This window comes from Acidiphilium sp. 34-64-41 (genome assembly GCF_002282635.1).
Lineage (GTDB): Bacteria > Pseudomonadota > Alphaproteobacteria > Acetobacterales > Acetobacteraceae > Acidiphilium > Acidiphilium rubrum.
The window spans coordinates 14,225-30,984 of record NZ_NCJX01000007.1 but is presented as its reverse complement, the minus strand read 5'-3'; the positions used below and the strand labels follow the sequence as shown (position 1 = coordinate 30,984).

11 protein-coding genes and 1 tRNA gene are annotated in these 16,760 nt (G+C 68.0%); 6 read left to right on the top strand and 6 right to left on the bottom strand.

The window, feature by feature from the left end; all coding sequences use genetic code 11:
- Positions 1-106 precede the first annotated feature (106 nt).
- Together hemA and B7X49_RS02260 are read left to right on the top strand one after the other, a co-directional pair.
- Positions 107-1,333: a 5-aminolevulinate synthase gene (gene hemA, locus B7X49_RS02265; RefSeq protein WP_029313365.1), complete on the top strand. Its 1,227-nt coding sequence runs from the start codon at positions 107-109 to the stop codon at positions 1,331-1,333.
- Between the two features lie 47 nt (positions 1,334-1,380).
- A tRNA-Thr gene (locus tag B7X49_RS02260) sits at positions 1,381-1,455 on the top strand.
- 133 nt (positions 1,456-1,588) lie between these two features.
- Here the strand turns inward: B7X49_RS02260 and B7X49_RS02255 are convergent.
- The 3 genes from B7X49_RS02255 to B7X49_RS02245 all read right to left on the bottom strand — a co-directional run bounded on the left by B7X49_RS02255 (position 1,589) and on the right by B7X49_RS02245 (position 6,216).
- Complete coding sequence (locus tag B7X49_RS02255; protein WP_286838152.1) at positions 1,589-3,325, bottom strand: tetratricopeptide repeat protein; 1,737 nt, start codon at positions 3,323-3,325, stop codon at positions 1,589-1,591.
- 84 nt (positions 3,326-3,409) lie between these two features.
- Positions 3,410-5,050: a lytic transglycosylase domain-containing protein gene (locus B7X49_RS02250; RefSeq protein WP_286704155.1), complete on the bottom strand. Its 1,641-nt coding sequence runs from the start codon at positions 5,048-5,050 to the stop codon at positions 3,410-3,412.
- Between the two features lie 332 nt (positions 5,051-5,382).
- A complete protein-coding gene (locus B7X49_RS02245; RefSeq protein ID WP_286704156.1) occupies positions 5,383-6,216 on the bottom strand; it encodes a uracil-DNA glycosylase family protein in 834 nt (277 codons plus the stop codon).
- A 132-nt stretch (positions 6,217-6,348) separates the two neighbouring features.
- Here B7X49_RS02245 and B7X49_RS02240 point away from each other — a divergent pair, with 132 nt between their 5' ends.
- Entirely contained in the window at positions 6,349-7,983 is a 1,635-nt protein-coding gene (locus tag B7X49_RS02240) for an electron transfer flavoprotein-ubiquinone oxidoreductase (RefSeq protein WP_286704157.1), read from the top strand.
- A gap of 47 nt (positions 7,984-8,030) precedes the next feature.
- Here the strand turns inward: B7X49_RS02240 and B7X49_RS02235 are convergent, their stop codons facing one another.
- The 3 genes from B7X49_RS02235 to B7X49_RS02225 all read right to left on the bottom strand — a co-directional run bounded on the left by B7X49_RS02235 (position 8,031) and on the right by B7X49_RS02225 (position 12,887).
- Positions 8,031-8,681: an isochorismatase family protein gene (locus B7X49_RS02235; RefSeq protein ID WP_286704158.1), complete on the bottom strand. Its 651-nt coding sequence runs from the start codon at positions 8,679-8,681 to the stop codon at positions 8,031-8,033.
- A 106-nt stretch (positions 8,682-8,787) separates the two neighbouring features.
- Positions 8,788-12,459, bottom strand: a complete 3,672-nt coding sequence (locus tag B7X49_RS02230; protein WP_286704159.1) for a hydantoinase B/oxoprolinase family protein — start codon at positions 12,457-12,459, stop codon at positions 8,788-8,790.
- Between the two features lie 176 nt (positions 12,460-12,635).
- Positions 12,636-12,887, bottom strand: coding sequence for a hypothetical protein (locus B7X49_RS02225; protein ID WP_286704160.1), 252 nt, complete (start codon positions 12,885-12,887; stop codon positions 12,636-12,638).
- A gap of 165 nt (positions 12,888-13,052) precedes the next feature.
- On the opposite strand from B7X49_RS02225, the gene B7X49_RS02220 reads away from it, so the two are divergent.
- The 3 genes from B7X49_RS02220 to B7X49_RS02210 are packed head-to-tail and all read left to right on the top strand — an operon-like array spanning position 13,053 to position 16,703.
- Entirely contained in the window at positions 13,053-14,549 is a 1,497-nt protein-coding gene (locus tag B7X49_RS02220) for an LssY C-terminal domain-containing protein (RefSeq protein ID WP_286704161.1), read from the top strand.
- A complete protein-coding gene (locus B7X49_RS02215; protein ID WP_286704162.1) occupies positions 14,546-15,226 on the top strand; it encodes a heavy metal response regulator transcription factor in 681 nt (226 codons plus the stop codon). The genes B7X49_RS02220 and B7X49_RS02215 overlap by 4 nt, the downstream gene beginning before the upstream one ends.
- Positions 15,219-16,703: a heavy metal sensor histidine kinase gene (locus B7X49_RS02210; protein ID WP_286704163.1), complete on the top strand. Its 1,485-nt coding sequence runs from the start codon at positions 15,219-15,221 to the stop codon at positions 16,701-16,703. Before B7X49_RS02215 ends, B7X49_RS02210 begins: the two co-directional genes overlap by 8 nt.
- Positions 16,704-16,760 lie beyond the last annotated feature (57 nt).

Here is a 16,760-nt window from a genome sequence, read left to right as displayed (position 1 = left end):
CCCTTGACGGCACCGCCTGACATCCGCGCAATATCGTTTTGCCGTTTCGGCCAATAGGATATCACATCGAACCGCGCCGGCGTTTTGGGGCGGCCAGGAGCAGGACATGAACCGCGACCACAAGTTTATCGCGCAATGTGACAAGGCGCTGGCGGAAATCCGCGCGGCCGGGCGGTATCGGCGGTTCGTCGCGCTGGAAAAACTGGCGGATCGGTTTCCGTATTATCGGGTGACGATGGAGGGCAGGACCGAGGATATTCTGGTCTGGTCCTCGAACGACTATTTGGCGATGGGCACCGACCCCGAGGTGATCGAGGCTTCGATCGAGGCGGCGCGGACCATGGGCGCCGGGGCGGGCGGGACGCGCAATATCGCCGGCTCGTCGCCGATCCATGTGGCGCTGGAGGCCGAACTGGCGGCGCTGCACGGCAAGGACGCGGCGCTGCTGTTCACTTCGGGCTATGTGTCGAACCAGGCGACGCTGGGGTCCGTGTTGAACGCGCTGCCCGACTGGCATGTGTTTTCCGACGCGCAGAACCATAATTCGATGATCGTCGGCATCAAGGGCGGCAAAACCTCGACCGTACATGTGTTCAAGCACAATGATCTCGCCGATCTGGAGCGGCTCCTCGCGGCAGCCCCGGTCGATGCGCCGAAGATGGTCGCGTTCGAGAGCGTGTATTCGATGGATGGCGATATCGCGCCGATCGGGGCGATCTGTGATCTGGCCGACAAATATAACGCGATCACGTATTTGGACGAGGTGCATGCGGTTGGGATGTATGGGCCGCATGGCGGCGGCGTATCCGAGCGGGATGGTGTGGCGCACCGGCTGACCATTATCGAAGGCACGCTGGCGAAGGCCTATGGCTGCCACGGCGGTTATGTGGCGGGGGATTCCAGCGTGATCGACTACATCCGTTCGACCGCGGCGGGGTTCATTTTCACGACCGCCCTGCCGCCGCCGACCGTGGCCGCGGCGCTCGCCTCGATCCGCCGGTTGAAGGTCGATCAGGCGCGGCGTGATACGCTGTTTGAGCGGGCGACGATGTTGAAGGCGAAGTTCGATGCCGCCGGGCTGCCGCGCCTGCATTCGGAGAGCCATATCGTGCCGCTGATGATCGGCAATGCGGCGCGGGCGACCGAGGTTTCGATGCGGCTGATCCGTGAGTTCGGCATGTATGCGACACCGATCAATTATCCGACCGTGCCGGCCGGCACCGAGCGCCTGCGCTTCACGCCTGGGCCGAAGCATACCGAGGCGATGATGGATGATCTGGTGGGGGCGCTGAAGCAGATCCTGTCCGGCGAAAGCGCGGTTGCGGCGGCCTGAGACACCGGCTTGCGACGGCGGCCCGGCCTCGCTATAGCGGGCGCGTGGCCGACATAGCTCAGCGGTAGAGCAACTGATTCGTAATCAGTAGGTCCGCGGTTCAATCCCGCGTGTCGGCACCATAATCCTTTCATCACCAAACGTCTCACAGAGGCCAGGAACCGGCGGATATTGGCCTGTTTTGTCGCGGGTGGCGTATCGTGGGGCGCTGTTATGCTTGTCGTGCTCGATGATGGCCGGCGTCTTCGCGCTGCATCAAGGGATAGACTGGAGCGCGGTGAGTATCGACTGGATCGGGCCTGACCAGTCGCCGAGCTGGGTCTGGCGGTGGAGGTGGAGGTGGTCGTACCAGGGTGTGGTGGTGCGGCCGAGCAGCCAGCGCCAGTCGCATGAGGCCGAGAGCAGGACGTGGCAGGGTTTGCCCATGGCGCCGGCGAGGTGGGCGATCGAGGTATCGACGGTGACGACGGCGTCGAGATTGGCGAGGATGCCGGCGGTGCTGGCGAAATCGGTGATCTGCGGTGCGAGGCTCGGGATATCGTATTCGGCGTGGCGGGCGCCGAGTTGCAGCGCGATGAAGCGGGTATTGGGCAAAGCGAGCAACGGCGTGAGCGCGCCTTGCGGCAGGGAGCGCCGCTGGTCGTTGTTGTGGCCGGGGTTGCCGGCCCAGACGAGGCCGATCAGGCGTTGGCCGATCAGGCGTTGGCCGGGTTGGTGTTGTTCGGGTTGGCGGGCCAGGGTGGCGCGCCAATGCTCGATGTTCCAGTGGTCGGCATTGGCGGTGGTTGGTGCCAGATAGCCCTCGGCGGCGGGGATGGTGGTGGGGGTGAGTGCCAGGACGTGAGGCAGGCTCATCTGGTCGATCGCGCAATCGACATCGGGCGGGGCGGGGTCATCGAGCGTGCACAGGCCGATGCCCATGCCGGCGAACAGCGTGTGCAGGGTTTTGTGGCACGCGAGGGTGAGGTGACGCGCCTGACTTGCGAGTGCCGGCAGGAAGCGGGCGAACATGATGGTATCGCCCAGCCCCTGTTCGGCGCGCACCAGCAAATGGCGGCCGGCGAGCGGTTCGCCCTGCCACGTCGGCGCCGGCAGGCGATCGAAATGGCGGCCGTAGACGGGATGGCGCTTGCGCCATTCGTAGGCGGCGAAGCCTGCGGCGAAATCGCCGCCGAGCAGGGCGGCGACGCCGCGATTCCAGTGAGCGACCGCGAAATCGGGGTCGAGTGCGATGGCATGGTCGCACGCGGTGATCGCGGCTGCGGTGTCGGCCTGGATGGTCAGGGCGACGCCGAGGCTCGCCCAGGCTTCCTTCAGGCCGGGGTTGATCGCGAGGGCGGCGCGGAGATCGGCCACGCCACCCGCGATGTCGTTGCAATTGATGCGGGCGTTGCCGCGATTGAGGTAGGCGCCGGCATGGGCGGTATCGGCTGCCAGCACCTGATTGAATTGATGGATCGCGCCGAGCGGGTCGCCTTGCGCCGAGCGGGCGGAACCCAGGGTGAAGCGGGCGTGGATGCAGTTGGGATCGAGCGAGAGCGCGAGTGCCGCCGCCTGTTCGGCGCTGGCGTGCTGCCCGGCCGCGAGGCAGGCGGCGGCGAGGCCGGCCCGGGGGGCGGCGAGTTCGGGGCGGAGCGCGACGGCGCGTTGATAATGCGCGATCGCGCCCGGTTGATCGCCACGGTCGATCAGGATGGCACCGGCGACCAGCCATGCTTCGGCAAGGTCCGGCGTGGCGCGGCAGGCGGCCTGGGCATCCGCCGCCGCGTGATCGAGGTTGCCGAGCGACCAGGCGGCGAGGGCGCGGTTGGTCAGCGCGGGCGGAAAGCCGGGCAGCTGGACCAGAACCTCGGAGAACGCCTGCACGGCGTAGGTCAGTTCGCCTGCATGATAGGCGCGCAAACCGTCCTGGAAGATCTGTTCGACTGAGACCTCGGTGAGGATGCGGGGATCGAGCGTGTGGTTCATCGCCTGATGATAGCGGCGAAACATTAAGATCGGGTTGCCGGGCTTGTTTGAGGGTGGGCGGCTTTGAGGCGGGGCGGCTTTGAGGCTGGACGGGCTTGAAGCTGGGCGTCAGTCGCCGGCGTCGGCCAGGGCGGTGCCGTAGGGGGAGAGGCGGGGGAATTTGCCTTCGGCCATCGCGTCCAGGCTTTCGGGTGTGGTGCCGAGTTGTTCGGCGTAGAGCCAGCTGTCGGCCAGGACCTGGCGGACGAAGCGGCGGGTCTGGGCGAGCGGGATCGATTCGAGGAAGATCAGCGGATCGCCGCCGTCGTGGATCGAGTGGGCCCAGGCGGCGGCGGCGACCGGACCGGCGTTGTAGCTGGCCAGAATGTCGAGCAGGTTGCGCTGCACGCCGGGTTGCTTGCCGAGGTAGCGCAGATAGCTCTGCCCCAGCGCGAGGTTGACGGCGGGTGCGCTCATGTTGCCGCCGATGCCGCCGATCCGGGCCATGGCGGCCGCGGTTTGCGGCATCAGCTGCATCAGGCCGCGGGCACCGACCGGGGAGACGGCGTTGACGTTGAAGCCCGATTCGGTGCGGGCGAGGGCGTAGATCAACGAGGGATCGACATTGAAGCCGCCGGCCGGGTGCAGTGCGGGCAAGGGCAGGCTGGTGCCGGCGATGGCGTTGCCGGGCAGCCTCTGGTCGAGCGCCACCGCGACATCGACCAAGCCGGCGCGGGCGGCGACGCGCATGACGGCGCGGCCGAAACCGGCCTCGCGACGGATATCCGGCCAGAGGGCGCGGAGCGCGCGCGCGGCATCGGCCGGGCGGCCGACCTCGATCAGGGCGAAGGCCAGCGCGCCGTCCTTGTGGGCGGCGACCGCTTCGATATCGGCTTCGGAAAGGCTGGCGGACAGGCCGGTGCCATCGAGCCCGTGGCCGAGCAAGCGTCCGGCCAGCATGCCGTAGAAACTGTCGGGTGCCGCGGCCGCCTGATCGAGCCAGTGGAGATAGGCATCCGGATGGCGCAGGCGGAGCGCGGCGCGGGCTGCCCAGAAGGCGCCCGCCGCCCGCTCGCCGGGGCTGGTGTGGGTCGCGCTGGCGGCGGCGGTGAAATAGGGCAGGGCTTCGGCGATCTTGTGCAACTGCCAGGCGGCGAGGCCGGCGATGAAATCGGGGCGCCAGACGGCATCGCCACCTTCATGGGCGGCCTGGCTCGCCACCGTGAACGCTTCGGCGTAGCGCGCGTTGATGAACAGATTGCGCGCGACATCGCCGCGCAGCGCGGCACCGGCGGCGGTGGAGATGTGGTTGTCACGGCCGATCAGATCGATCGCGAGGCTGGTGTGGCCGGCGCGCGTCAGGTTTGCCACGCGATCGGCCAGGTAGCGCGGCACCGGCACACCGGGTGGCGGGGGCGGTGCCGCACCGCTGGCCGCCATGATCGGTTCGGGCAGGTAGGTGACGGCGGCGGTGGGGGCGGATGCGCCGCGCGGCAGGCGCTGGAGGAGCAGGGCACGGATGCGCAGCGTGTGGGGTTGGCCGTTGTAGGCGGCGAGCCAGGCCTGGAGTTCGGCCGGCGTTGCGTGGTGATAGGGGCCGAGGTAGCGCTGGGCGAGGACCTGGCCTTTGAGCAGCGGGTTGTCGACGCGGTCGAGCAGGCGCTGCGCCGCTGCCATTTTGCCTTCATGCTGATCGGCGAAGATGCGCTGGTAGGTGGCGGCGTCGCTGGGGGTGAGCGGCTGCGCGAGCATGGTTTCGGCGCCGTTCAACGGCGTCGAGCGCGGTATGGCATAGGCAACGCTTTCGGATCCGGATGATCCGAGTGGTTCTGTTGCCGGCTGGCTGACGCCAGCGTGTTTCGCGGTTGTAGACCCCCTTTGCCCGGCCGGTGCCGCACTGGCAGGTGCGACGGTGGCGAGCAGTGCCGCGGAGACGATACACGCCCGGGCGACACTTAGGCGGGAGAGCTTTTTAACGGCCCCTCGCATGAGCCAAGGGGCTACACGGCTTATCTGGCCCGCGGCAACCCCTTAAATTGAGACCACTTCTAATTTTTAGCACAAAATACGCGATTAGAGGGGGTTACGTTACGACTCTGATATCAACTTTCCGTGATCGATTGCGGTTTTTGCGGAGCAGCATTGAGTAAAACGCTGTCTTCGACACAGTCCTGCCGCAATGTCAGCAGGTCGCTCCAGGCGAGGCGTTTCGCCGAAGGCTGGCGCAGCAGAAACGCCGGATGATAGGTCGGCAGGGCGCGGACCGGCTGATCGAGCCCGGGAATCGTGACCGATTTCCAGCTGCCGCGCACCCGGCTGATGCCCTCCTTGCCGCCGATCAGCGCGCGTACCGCGACCGCGCCGAGCAGCAGCAGGCGCTGCGGCCGGATCAGGGCGATGTGCTGGTGCAGAAAGGGCAGGCATTGCGCGATTTCGGCCTCCGACGGGTTTCGGTTGCCGGGCGGCCGCCAGGGCACGACATTGACGATGCGCACCTGGGTGCGGTCGAGCCCGATGCTGGCCAACATGCGGTCGAGCAGCTGGCCGGCCGGGCCGACGAAGGGGCGGCCGGCGCGATCTTCCTCGCCGCCCGGCGCTTCACCGATCAGCATGATGCGGGCGGTCTCGCTGCCATCGGCGAAGACGAGCTGGGTGGCGGTGCGCTTGAGCGCGCAATCGTCGAACGCTTCCAGCGCGGCGCGCAGCCCGGCGAGGGAGATGGCCGCGGGCGGCGCGGCGGTGGTTGCGGCGGCGGCCGGGCGGGGTGGGGACTGTGTGGTGGGGCGAAGCGGGATCGGGCGGGTCGGTTCGGCGCGCGGGGGCGGCTGCGTGTGATCCTGCGGCGCATCGGCCAGACCATCGACCGCGCCCCATTCGGCCTGGAGCGCGAGCCAGGCCAGCGCGAGATCGGGCGGTATGGGATCGGGCGATTGCATGGGACGATGTGACGCAGGAAGCCGGTGCAGCGCAATGGTGATGTTGGGGGTGATGGCGCGCGGGGCTTTACCAAACGATCAACCCGCATGATATGACCATATCGTTTACGTCAATCTGTCCGGGAGGCACCGATGTCCGAGCACGATCAAGCGCGTGAAGCCATGGAGTTCGATGTCGTCGTGATCGGCGCCGGACCGGCCGGGCTGGCCGCGGCGATCCGGCTCAAACAGCTGAACCCGGAGATCACGGTCTGCGTCGTTGAAAAGGGCGGCGAGGTCGGGGCGCATATTCTTTCGGGCTGCGTGCTGGAGCCGCGCGCGATGGCGGAATTGCTGCCCGAGGCGGATATCGGCGCGATCGATGGCTCGGTGCCGGCCGGCGAGGATCGGTTCATGTTCCTGACCGAGACCGGCAGTTTCAAATTGCCGACGCCGCCGCAGATGAACAACCACGGCAATTACGTGGTCAGCCTGGGCAACGTGGTGCGGTTTCTCGGTGCGCAGGCCGAGGCGCTGGGGGTGGAGATCTATCCCGGTTTCGCGGCCGCCGAAGTGCTGATCGAGGCGGGCAGGGTGGTCGGTGTCGCGACCGGCGACATGGGGATCGGCAAGGACGGCGCGCATACCGAGTTGTATCAGCGCGGCATGGAACTGCGCGCGACCTACACCGTGTTCGCCGAGGGATGCCGCGGCAGCCTGGGCAAGCAACTCATGGTGCAATACGGGTTGAATGCCGGCGTCGATCCGCAGACCTATGGCATCGGCATCAAGGAACTGTGGGAGGTGCCCGCCGCCAGCCACAAGCCGGGCCTGGTGATGCACAGCATCGGCTGGCCGCTTGATACCAAAACCTACGGTGGGTCGTTCCTGTATCATCTCGGCGGCAATCTGATGGCGTATGGCTTCGTCGTCGGGCTCGATTACGAGAACCCGTTCTTTTCGCCGTTCGAGGAGATGCAGCGGTTCAAGACCCATCCGGCGATCAAACCGTATTTCGAGGGCGCCAAACGGATTTCCTATGGCGCGCGGGCGTTGAACGAGGGCGGGTTCCAGTCGATCCCGAAGCTGGTGTTTCCCGGCGGCGTGCTGGTCGGCTGCGAGGCCGGGTTTCTGAACGTGCCGAAGATCAAGGGTACGCACACCGCGATGAAATCGGGGATGCTGGCGGCCGAGGCGATCGGCGAGGCGCTTGCGGGCGACCGGCCGGCGACGCTCGATGCGTTTCCCGCGAAAATCCGCGCTTCCTGGCTGTGGCCGGAACTCGAAGCGGTGCGCAACATCCGCCCTGGATTCGCCCGGTTCGGTATGTTCGGCGGCCTGCTCAACGCCGCGTTCGAAACCTATGTCAGCCGCGGCAAATCGCCCTGGACGCTGCGCAACCACGCCGATCACACGACCTTGCAACCCGCGGCCCAGGCGATGCCCATTGCGTACCCGAAACCGGATGGCAGGCTCACGTTCGATCGGCTGTCATCGGTGTTTCTCTCGAACACCAACCACGCGGAAAACCAGCCTGCCCACCTGACGCTGCGCGACCCGGCGGTTGCCATCACGGTGAACTGGGACAAATTCCGCAGCCCGGAAACCCGCTACTGCCCTGCGGGGGTCTATGAGATCATCGGGGCGGAAACCAGCGCGCCAAAACTCCAGATCAACGCGCAGAACTGCGTGCATTGCAAAACCTGCGATATCAAGGACCCGACCCAGAACATCAACTGGGTGGTGCCCGAAGGCGCTGGCGGTCCGGCCTATCCGGGGGGCATGTAGTCGGAGGGGGTGGAGCCCCTGGCCTGGCTTTCACACCCCCCCTCCGACTACGAGCCGAACCGGATCAGACCGAGGCTGGTGAGGATGGTGTGTTGGCTGGTGGCGGGGGCGTTCAGGAGGTCCCAGGCGACGTATTGTTCGGCGTAGGGGTGCGTTGAGGACATGCCGTTGTAAGGCAGGATGACGGTGTAGCCGCGGTAGGTGGCTTCGCTGGCGGTCGCGAGCACCGCACCCTCGGCGGCGGTGCCGGTGATGATGACGGTTTTGATGCCGTCCTGGCGGAGGCGTTGCGCGAGGTTGGTGTGGAGGAACTTGTCGGGGCCGGACTGGACGCTGGCTTCGCCGGGGCGGGGCGTGAGGGCAGGGTTGATATCGGCCTTGGTGCCGCTGAGCACGTAGGAATAGATGATGGTGGCGTGATGGGCGCGGGCGGTGGCGAGCAGGGTGCGGATGGCGGGGATGGTGGCGACGCATTGCGGCCGGCGGGTGTTGCTGCAGGTCTGGGTGACGAAATCGAGCAGCAGGAGGGCGGTGGTTTTCGGATCGAGCGTGACCTTGTGCACAATCGGGGCGGGTGGTGCGGTGATGCCGGCCCAGTGGCGGATCAGATCGTTCGCCTGGGCGGCGGGTGCGGCGCCGGCGAGGAGGGCGGCGCTCAGCAGGTATTGCGTGATCTGGCGGCGGGGTCTGGTTGCCATGGGGGTCCTTGGTTTTCGCGGGATGGTTGGCATGGGTTCGGTGGCGCGGCCGAGCGTAGCGCGCGGTGCGGTGATTGGCGATGCGGCGTGGGGTGATGCACGAGGTTCAGAGCGGCGGCGGGCCGAAGCCGCCGCCGCCGGGGGTTTCGATCACGATGGCGTCGCCGGTTTGCAGTTCGGCCTGATCGCGGCCGCCGAGCGCCTCGGTGGTGCCATCGGCGCGTTCGATCCATTGGGTGCCGGCGGCGCCGGGGAGGCCGCCCGCCATGCCGAACGGCGGGATGGTGCGGCGCGAGGCGAGGATGGTGACGGTCATGGGTTCGAGGAAGCGCAGGCGGCGGATGGCGCCATCGCCGCCACGGTGCTGCCCGGCACCGCCTGAGCCGCGCCGGATCGCGAACTCTTCGACGCGGACCGGGTAGCGCAGTTCGAGCACTTCGGGGTCGGTCATGCGGGTGTTGGTCATGTGGGTGTGGACGGCCGAGCAGCCGTCAAAGCCGGGTCCGGCGCCGGCGCCGCCGCAGATGGTTTCGTAATATTGGTAGCGTTGGTTGCCGAACAGCAGGTTGTTCATGGTCGCCTGGGCCGAGGCGCAGACGCCGAGCGCGCCGAGCAGGGCGGCGGTGACGGCCTGGCTGACTTCGGTATTGCCGGCGACCACCGCGGCGCCGGGTTGCGGGTTGAGGAAGCTGCCGGGCGGGTTGATGATGGTGAGCGGGCGGAGGCAGCCTTCGTTGAGCGGGATATCGTCATCGACCAGGCAGCGGAACACATAGAGCACGGCGGCGCGGGTGACGGCGGGTGGGGCGTTGAAATTACCGGCGTGCTGCGCGCCGGTGCCGGTGAAGTCGATGATGGCGGCGCGGTGGGCGTGATCGATCGTGATGCGCACCGTGAGGGGCGTGCCATCGTCCATCCGGTAAGCGAACGCACCATCGTGCAGGCGTTCGATGGCGGCGCGGACGCTCGCTTCGCCGTTGTTCATGACGTGGCGGGTGTAGGCCTGCACCATGGGCCAGCCGTATTGCGTCACCATCGCCTCGAACGCGGCGATGCCGGCGGCGTTGGCGGCGAGCTGGGCCTTGAGGTCGGCGACCGATTCATCGGGGTTGCGGGCCGGGTAGCGCGCGCTGGCGAGCGCATCGCGCAGGGTGGTTTCCTGAAACACGCCCTGGGCGACCACCAGCATATCGTCGATGATCACGCCTTCCTGTTCCAGCGTGGTCGCGAAGGGCGGCATCGAGCCGGGGGTCTGGCCGCCGATATCGGCATGGTGGCCGCGCGAGGCGACGAAGCCGCGCAGGGTGGTGCCGGCATCATCGAACATCGGGGTGATGACGGTGATGTCGGGCAGGTGGGTGCCGCCGTTGAACGGGTTGTTCAGCGCGACGGCATCGCCGGGGCGCAGCGTGGCACCGCGCCGGCGCAGCACGACGCGCACGCTCTCGCTCATCGCGCCGAGATGCACCGGAACATGGGGGGCATTGGCGATCAGTGCGCCATCCGCGTCGAACAGGGCGCAGGAAAAATCGAGCCGTTCCTTGATGTTGACGCTGCTCGCGGTGTTGCGCAGCACCGCACCGCTTTGCTCGGCGATCGCCATGAACAGGTTGTTGAACAATTCGAGTTGGACCGGATCGGCGGGTGAAGCGGCGTCGGGCGTGGCATCGGCCATGATGGTGCGGGCGGGTTCCGCGTGGCGGGTCATGATCAGGTGGTTGCGGTCGGTGATGGCGGCGCGCCAGCCCGGCTCGACGATGGTGGTGGCGTTGGCTTCGCGCAGCATCGCCGGGCCTTCGATGACATCGCCGGCGAGCAGGCTGTCGCGGTCGAACACGGCGGCGTCGTGCCAGGTGTTGCGGCTGAACATGCGGATGGTCTCGCACATGATGGGCGCGCCGGTGGTGCGGGGCGGCAGGGCGGGTTCGATGATGGTTTCGCCGGGTGCGATGGCTTCGATCGCGATGGCGCCGACGATCAGGGCGCGGCCGGGCGCGATGAAGCCGAACAGGCGGCGGTGGGCGGCCTCGAAATCGGTGCGCATGGTTGCGGGGTTGGTCAGATCGATGATCAGCGGCGTGTCGGTGCCGGCGTAGCGCAGATGGGCGCGGTGGTTGATGTGGAGCGCCGCCGGTTCGGCGCCCTGGGCGATCAGGGCTTGGCGGGCGGCATCGGCGAGGCCGGCCGCGGTGGCGTGCAGGCCCGGCATGGCGGCATCGGTGAGCGGGGTTTCGACCGCCTGTTCGCGCAGCACGATCTGGTCGGCCAGGCCCATGCCGTAGGCCGACAGCACGCCGGCCAGCGGATGGATGAAAATCGTGCTCATGCCGAGATCTTCGGCGACCAGCCAGGCGTGCTGGCCGCCGGCGCCGCCGAAACAGGCGAGGGCGAAGCCGGCGGGGTCGCGGCCTTTCTGGATCGAGATTTGCTTGATCGCCTGGGCCATGCTGGTGACGGCGATGGTGATGAAGCCGGCGGCAAGTTGTTCGATCGAATGGGCCGCCCCGGTGGCCGCGTTGATGCGCTGGGCGAGGTGGGTGAATGCGCGCTGCACCACATCGGCATCGAGCGGCTGATTCTGCGCGGGGCCGAAGATCGGCGGGAAATGCTGCGGCGCCAGTTTGCCGAGGCAGAGATTGGCATCGGTCACGGTCAGCGGGCCGCCGCGGCGGTAGCAGGCCGGGCCGGGGTTGGCGCCGGCACTGTCCGGGCCGACGCGCAGGCGCGCGCCATCGAAGCCGAGCACCGAACCGCCGCCGGCGGCGACGGTGTTGATCGCGAGCATCGGCACCAGCAGGCGGACGCCGGCGATTTCGGTCTCGAAACTGCGTTCGAAGCCGCGATCGTAGATCGACACGTCGGTCGAGGTGCCGCCCATGTCGAACCCGATGATCCGCTCGAGGCCGGCCATGCCGGCGGTGCGCGCGGCGCCGACGATGCCGCCGGCCGGGCCGGACAGGATGGCGTCCTTGCCGCTGAAGTGATGCGCCTCGGCGAGGCCGCCGTGTGATTGCATGAAATAGAGTTTCGAGCCGGGCAGGCCGGTCGCGATCCGATCGACATAGCGGCGCAGGATGGGGGTGAGATAGGCATCCGCCACCGTGGTATCGCCGCGCGGCACCAGGCGGAGCAGCGGGCTGACAACGTGGCTGGCCGAGACCTGGGTGAAGCCGGCGGCGGTGGCGAGGCCTGCGAGCGTTTGCTCATGGTCCGGATAGCGCCAGGCGTGCATTCGCGCGATGGCGACGCTTGCGATGCCATCGGCGTGCGCCTGGGCCAGGGCGGCGCGCGCGGCGGCTTGATCGAGCGGTTCGATGATGGTGCCATCGGCGCCGATGCGCCCGCCGAGTTCGACCACGCGTTCGTAGATCATGCTGGGGAGGCGGATGTCGAAGGTGAACAGGCGTGGGCGGGCCTGCGAGCCGATGCGCAACAGATCGGCCATGCCGCGATCGATCAGCAGCAGCACGCGCGCGCCCTTGCGTTCGAGCAGGGCGTTGGTGGCGACGGTGGTGCCCATTTTGACGGCGGCGATCGCGGCCGGCGGCAGCGGTTCGGTCGCGGTGAGGCCGAGCAGCGCGCGGATGCCGGCGAGGGCGGCATCGTCGTATTGATCGGGGTTTTCGGACAGGAATTTGCTGGTGTGCCGGGTACCGTCCGGCGCGGTTGCGACGATGTCGGTGAAGGTGCCGCCGCGATCGATCCAGAAGCGCCAGCCTGGATCTGGTGGGGGTGATTGGCGTGGGATGGGCTGCGCGGGGCGGGAGGCGTTTGGCATCATGTGTCGCTTTTAGTGCTGGGGCGACCGCGCGCACATGTTTTGTGATTCGTCAATTGTGCGGCGAGGCGGGATGAGCGTCGTGATCGATCCGATCTGATGCCGGCCGGCTCGCGGTTGTTGCGGTGTTGCAACGCCATATCGAGCGATGATTGCCTGAGCCAGCGTGACCCCGGTCAGGCGCGGCTCCCGGCCGGACCGGTCGCCGCGATAGAGCACGAGGATGCGCCGGATAGCAGCCGCCCGACGAACAGCCACGCAGTCGAGGGTGCGAGCGCCATGATGCCGAAATCGACAGCCTGGCCGAAACACGACAACAGGATGACCGGGCGCCAGCCGAACCGGTCGGACCAGGTCCGAGCATTGGTGCCGCGACCAGCTGCGGCAGAACCGGCAGGATGATGGCGACAGCCAGCATGTCGAGACATACCGTGGCCATGATGACGCTGAGGGCGGCTTTGGCACCCCGGGTTTCGCTGATGTCTGTCGCCATGGCCGCGATTGATATTACACTGCGGTGCGGCCGACTATCCGGCGCTCGCCGCCGCAAACCTGTTGGGCATCCTGCCCTTGTCGGACTAAGACGGAGCGGTATGACGCGTGAAATGATCCTGATCGGGCTGGGGCTGGGCAGCCTCGTGCTGCTGGGCGTCGCGGCCGCGCTGGCGTGGGCCGCCGAGGCGGCGGTGCGCGCGCTGGTGCCTATTTTGGCCGTATCCGGCGCGCCGGTGAGCCTGTTGCCGCGCCGCCTGCGCCGCCTGCTCGACCCCGCACGCGCCGAACTGCCCGGTATCGCCGCCCTCGGGGTGCTGCTGGTCGCCAGCCTGTGGCTGCTGTTTGCCGTGATGCAGGACCTGATCGCCGGCGATCCGCTGGTGCACGCCGACCATGCGGTGCTGCATCTGTTGCTCTCGCTGCGGGTCGGCTGGGCGCTGCGGCTGGCGGTGTGGTGCAGTGCGCTCGGCAGCGGCGCGGTCGTGGTGGCGCTCGCAACAGGCATCGTGCTCTGGCTTGACCGGCGGCGCGCCTGGCGCGCCATGGCCTATGCGATCATCGCGGCGATCGGGGCGATCCTGTTCACCGCGGGGCTCGATGTGGTGCTGGGCCGGCCGGCGCCGTTTCTGCGCCCGACCGGGTTGAGCCTGCTGCCGTTTCCGGGCACGCATCTCGCGGTCCTCACCGCCTTGCTCGGCTTCATGGGCGTGGTGATCTGCCGCAACGTCGGGGCGGTGTGGCGGATCGCGATGATCGCGGCCACGCTGGTGTTTCTGGCGGGGCTGGCCGTGGCGCGGCTGTATCTCGGAGCCGATTATCTCTCGACCGCGCTCGAAGCCGTTGCCTTCGGCGCCGCCTGGGCGGTGTTGCTCGGGCTCGTCTATCTGGTGCACCCGGCCGAAGCGGTGCGCCCGGCCGGGCTGGGTGTAATGATCCTGCTCGTGATCATCGGCGTCGGCGGTATTTCCGGCGCGATCGGCCAGCGCGCCGCGCTACGCGATGCGACGCTGACCAGCGGCAGCCTGACGATGTCGCGCGGCGCCTGGCTGCATGGCGGTTGGGCGCGCCTGCCGCGCCGGCCGCTCTCGCTGCTGGGCCGGTTCGGCCATCCTTTCGCGGTGCAGTTTCTTGGCGCGCCGGGCGCACTACGCGAGGATCTGGCCGCGCATGGCTGGAGCCAGCCGCCGCCGTGGCGTGTGGCGACGCTGCTGCGCTTTATGGGCAAAGGTGCGGCACCCGGCGCGCTGCCGGTGGTGCCGCGCTTCGATGACGGGCGGCTGCCCGCCCTGGTGATGATCCGCACCGGCGGCGCACTGCCGGCCGATCGGCGGTTGGTGTTCCGCCTGTGGCGCTCGCGCGTCATGGTGCCGTCGCGCGCCGGCGGGTTTGCACGCATCTGGCTCGGCGCGGTCTCGATCGAGCGCATCCGCCGCGTCGGATCGATCGTTGCGCTGCCGCGCGGGATCGGCGGCGATGCCGAGGCACCGCGGACCCTGATCCGCGCGATCGGCGCGCCGATCGTGATCGACCGTGCCGATGGCGGTGGCCTGCTCCGCCTCGCTTTCGTCACGGCACAAGGGCGATCCGCGCCATGAAGCTCCTGATCGTCGAGGACGAACCGAAGACAGCCGGGTTTCTGAAGAAAGGTCTCGAAGAGAACGGCTTCAGCGCCGATATCGCGACCGACGGGGCGATCGCGGGTTCGCTGATCCGCCAGGGCAGCTATGATCTGATCATTCTCGATGCCATGCTGCCGGGCGTTGATGGCTGGACCCTGCTGAAAGACATGCGTCAGCGGCGCGATCAGACCCCCGCGCTGTTTTTGACCGCGCGCGATGCGGTGGCCGACCGGGTCCACGGGCTGGAACTCGGCGCGGATGATTATCTGGTCAAGCCCTTTGCGTTTTCCGAACTGCTGGCGCGCATCCGCACCATTTTGCGCCGCGGCCCGCAGCGCCAGGCCGCGACGTTGCAGGTCGCCGATCTGGTGATCGATGTGCAGCGCCACCGCGCGCTGCGCGCCGGCCGGCTGCTCGACCTGACGCCGAAGGAGTTTCTGCTGCTCGCCCTGCTGGCCCGCCGCGCCGGTGACGTGATCACCCGCACCCTGATCGCCGAGCAGGTATGGGACATCAATTTCGACAGCGGGGGGAACGTGGTCGATGTGCACATGCACCGCCTGCGCGCCAAGGTGGACGATCCGTTTCCCGCCCGGCTGATCCATACCGTGCGCGGCATCGGCTATGTGCTCGAGGATCGCTCCGGTGCCTGATCAGGGCGGATTGCCGGCGGCGCGTGCGGCCGTGCGGCAAGCTGCGCCGCATGCCGCCGGCTCGATCGTGATCCGCATGACGGCGTGGTACGCCGCGACCAGTTTTCTGCTCATCCTGATCGCGGCGAGCGTGTTGTACGGCACCGTCGCCGGCAATCTGCGCGCGGAGGATCGGCGTATCCTGACCGATACGGCGGCCAATCTGCGGCTGCTGGTGGCCGATACGCCCGCCTTTGCTGCATCCTCGTCTGCCGCGCCAACTGCCGATGCACCGCGCGCATCGTCACCCGGCTCGGGTTTCATCTGGTTCCGGCTGATCGCGCCCGATGGTCGGATCGAGCGGGAAACCGCCGGCATGGACCGCGAGGTGCCGCTGGCCGGTTTCGCGGCGCTGCTGGCGTTGCGCCCCGGTGCCCAGGATTTCGCGACCGTGCAGAACGAGCACGGCGCGCCGTTCGAGCTGTTGAGCGAGCGATTTACCGCGGGTGGCGCCGATACCATCGTGCAGGTCGCGATCGATCGCGCCCGCGACCAGCGGGTGCTGATCAAGGATCGCGAGCGGCTGCTGTTCATGCTGATCCTGTCGCTCGGCGTGTGCGCCGCGATCGGCTATGCCATCGCGCGGGGCGGTATTCGCCCGGTTGCGCGCATCGCGGCGGCGGCGGGCAGCATCCGCGCCACCACATTGCATGAACGGCTCGATACGTCGGATCTGCCCGGCGAACTGCAATCGCTGGCGGCCACCTTCAACGACATGCTGGACCGGTTGGAAGCCTCGTTCGCGCAGGTCTCGCAATTTTCGGCGGATGTCGCGCATGAACTGCGCACGCCGGTCAATAATCTGCGCGGTGAACTCGAAGTCGCGCTCGGCCGGGTCCGCTCCGCGCCGGACTATCGCGATGTGCTGGGGTCGGCGCTCGAGGAATGCGGCCGGATCAACCGGGTGATCGACAGCCTGCTGTTCCTGGCGCGCGCCGAGGCGGCCGGTGCCGAGCCGCGGCGCGAGGCGCTGGACGTCGCCGCCGAACTCCAAGCGATCCTGGAATTCTACGAACCGGCGGCGCTCGACTCCGGCATCGGTCTGGTGCTGCGCGCCGATGCGCGGCTGATCGCGCCGTGCGATCGCACGCTGTTCCAGCAGGCGGTCGGTAATCTGGTCGCCAACGCGATCGCCCATACCGGGCGGGGCGGCACCGTCACCGTGGCGCTGGGGCCGGATGCGGCCAGCGCGCCCGCGCCGATGCTGCGGATCGATGTGGCCGATACCGGCAGCGGCATCGCGCCCGCGCATCTGCCGCATGTATTCGACCGGTTCTACCGCGCCGATGCCGCACGTTCGAGCCTCGGCGGCAATTTCGGCCTCGGGCTCGCGGTGGTTCGCAGCATTGCCACGCTGCATGGCGGCACGGTGTCGATCGCGAGCACGCTCGGCATCGGTACCGTGGTCAGTCTGCGCCTGCCGTTGCGCGCGGTGTGAACAAATTTGCGTTTCTGACGATTTCGTCAGGTTCGGGTTCGCGAAACGTCAGGTAGC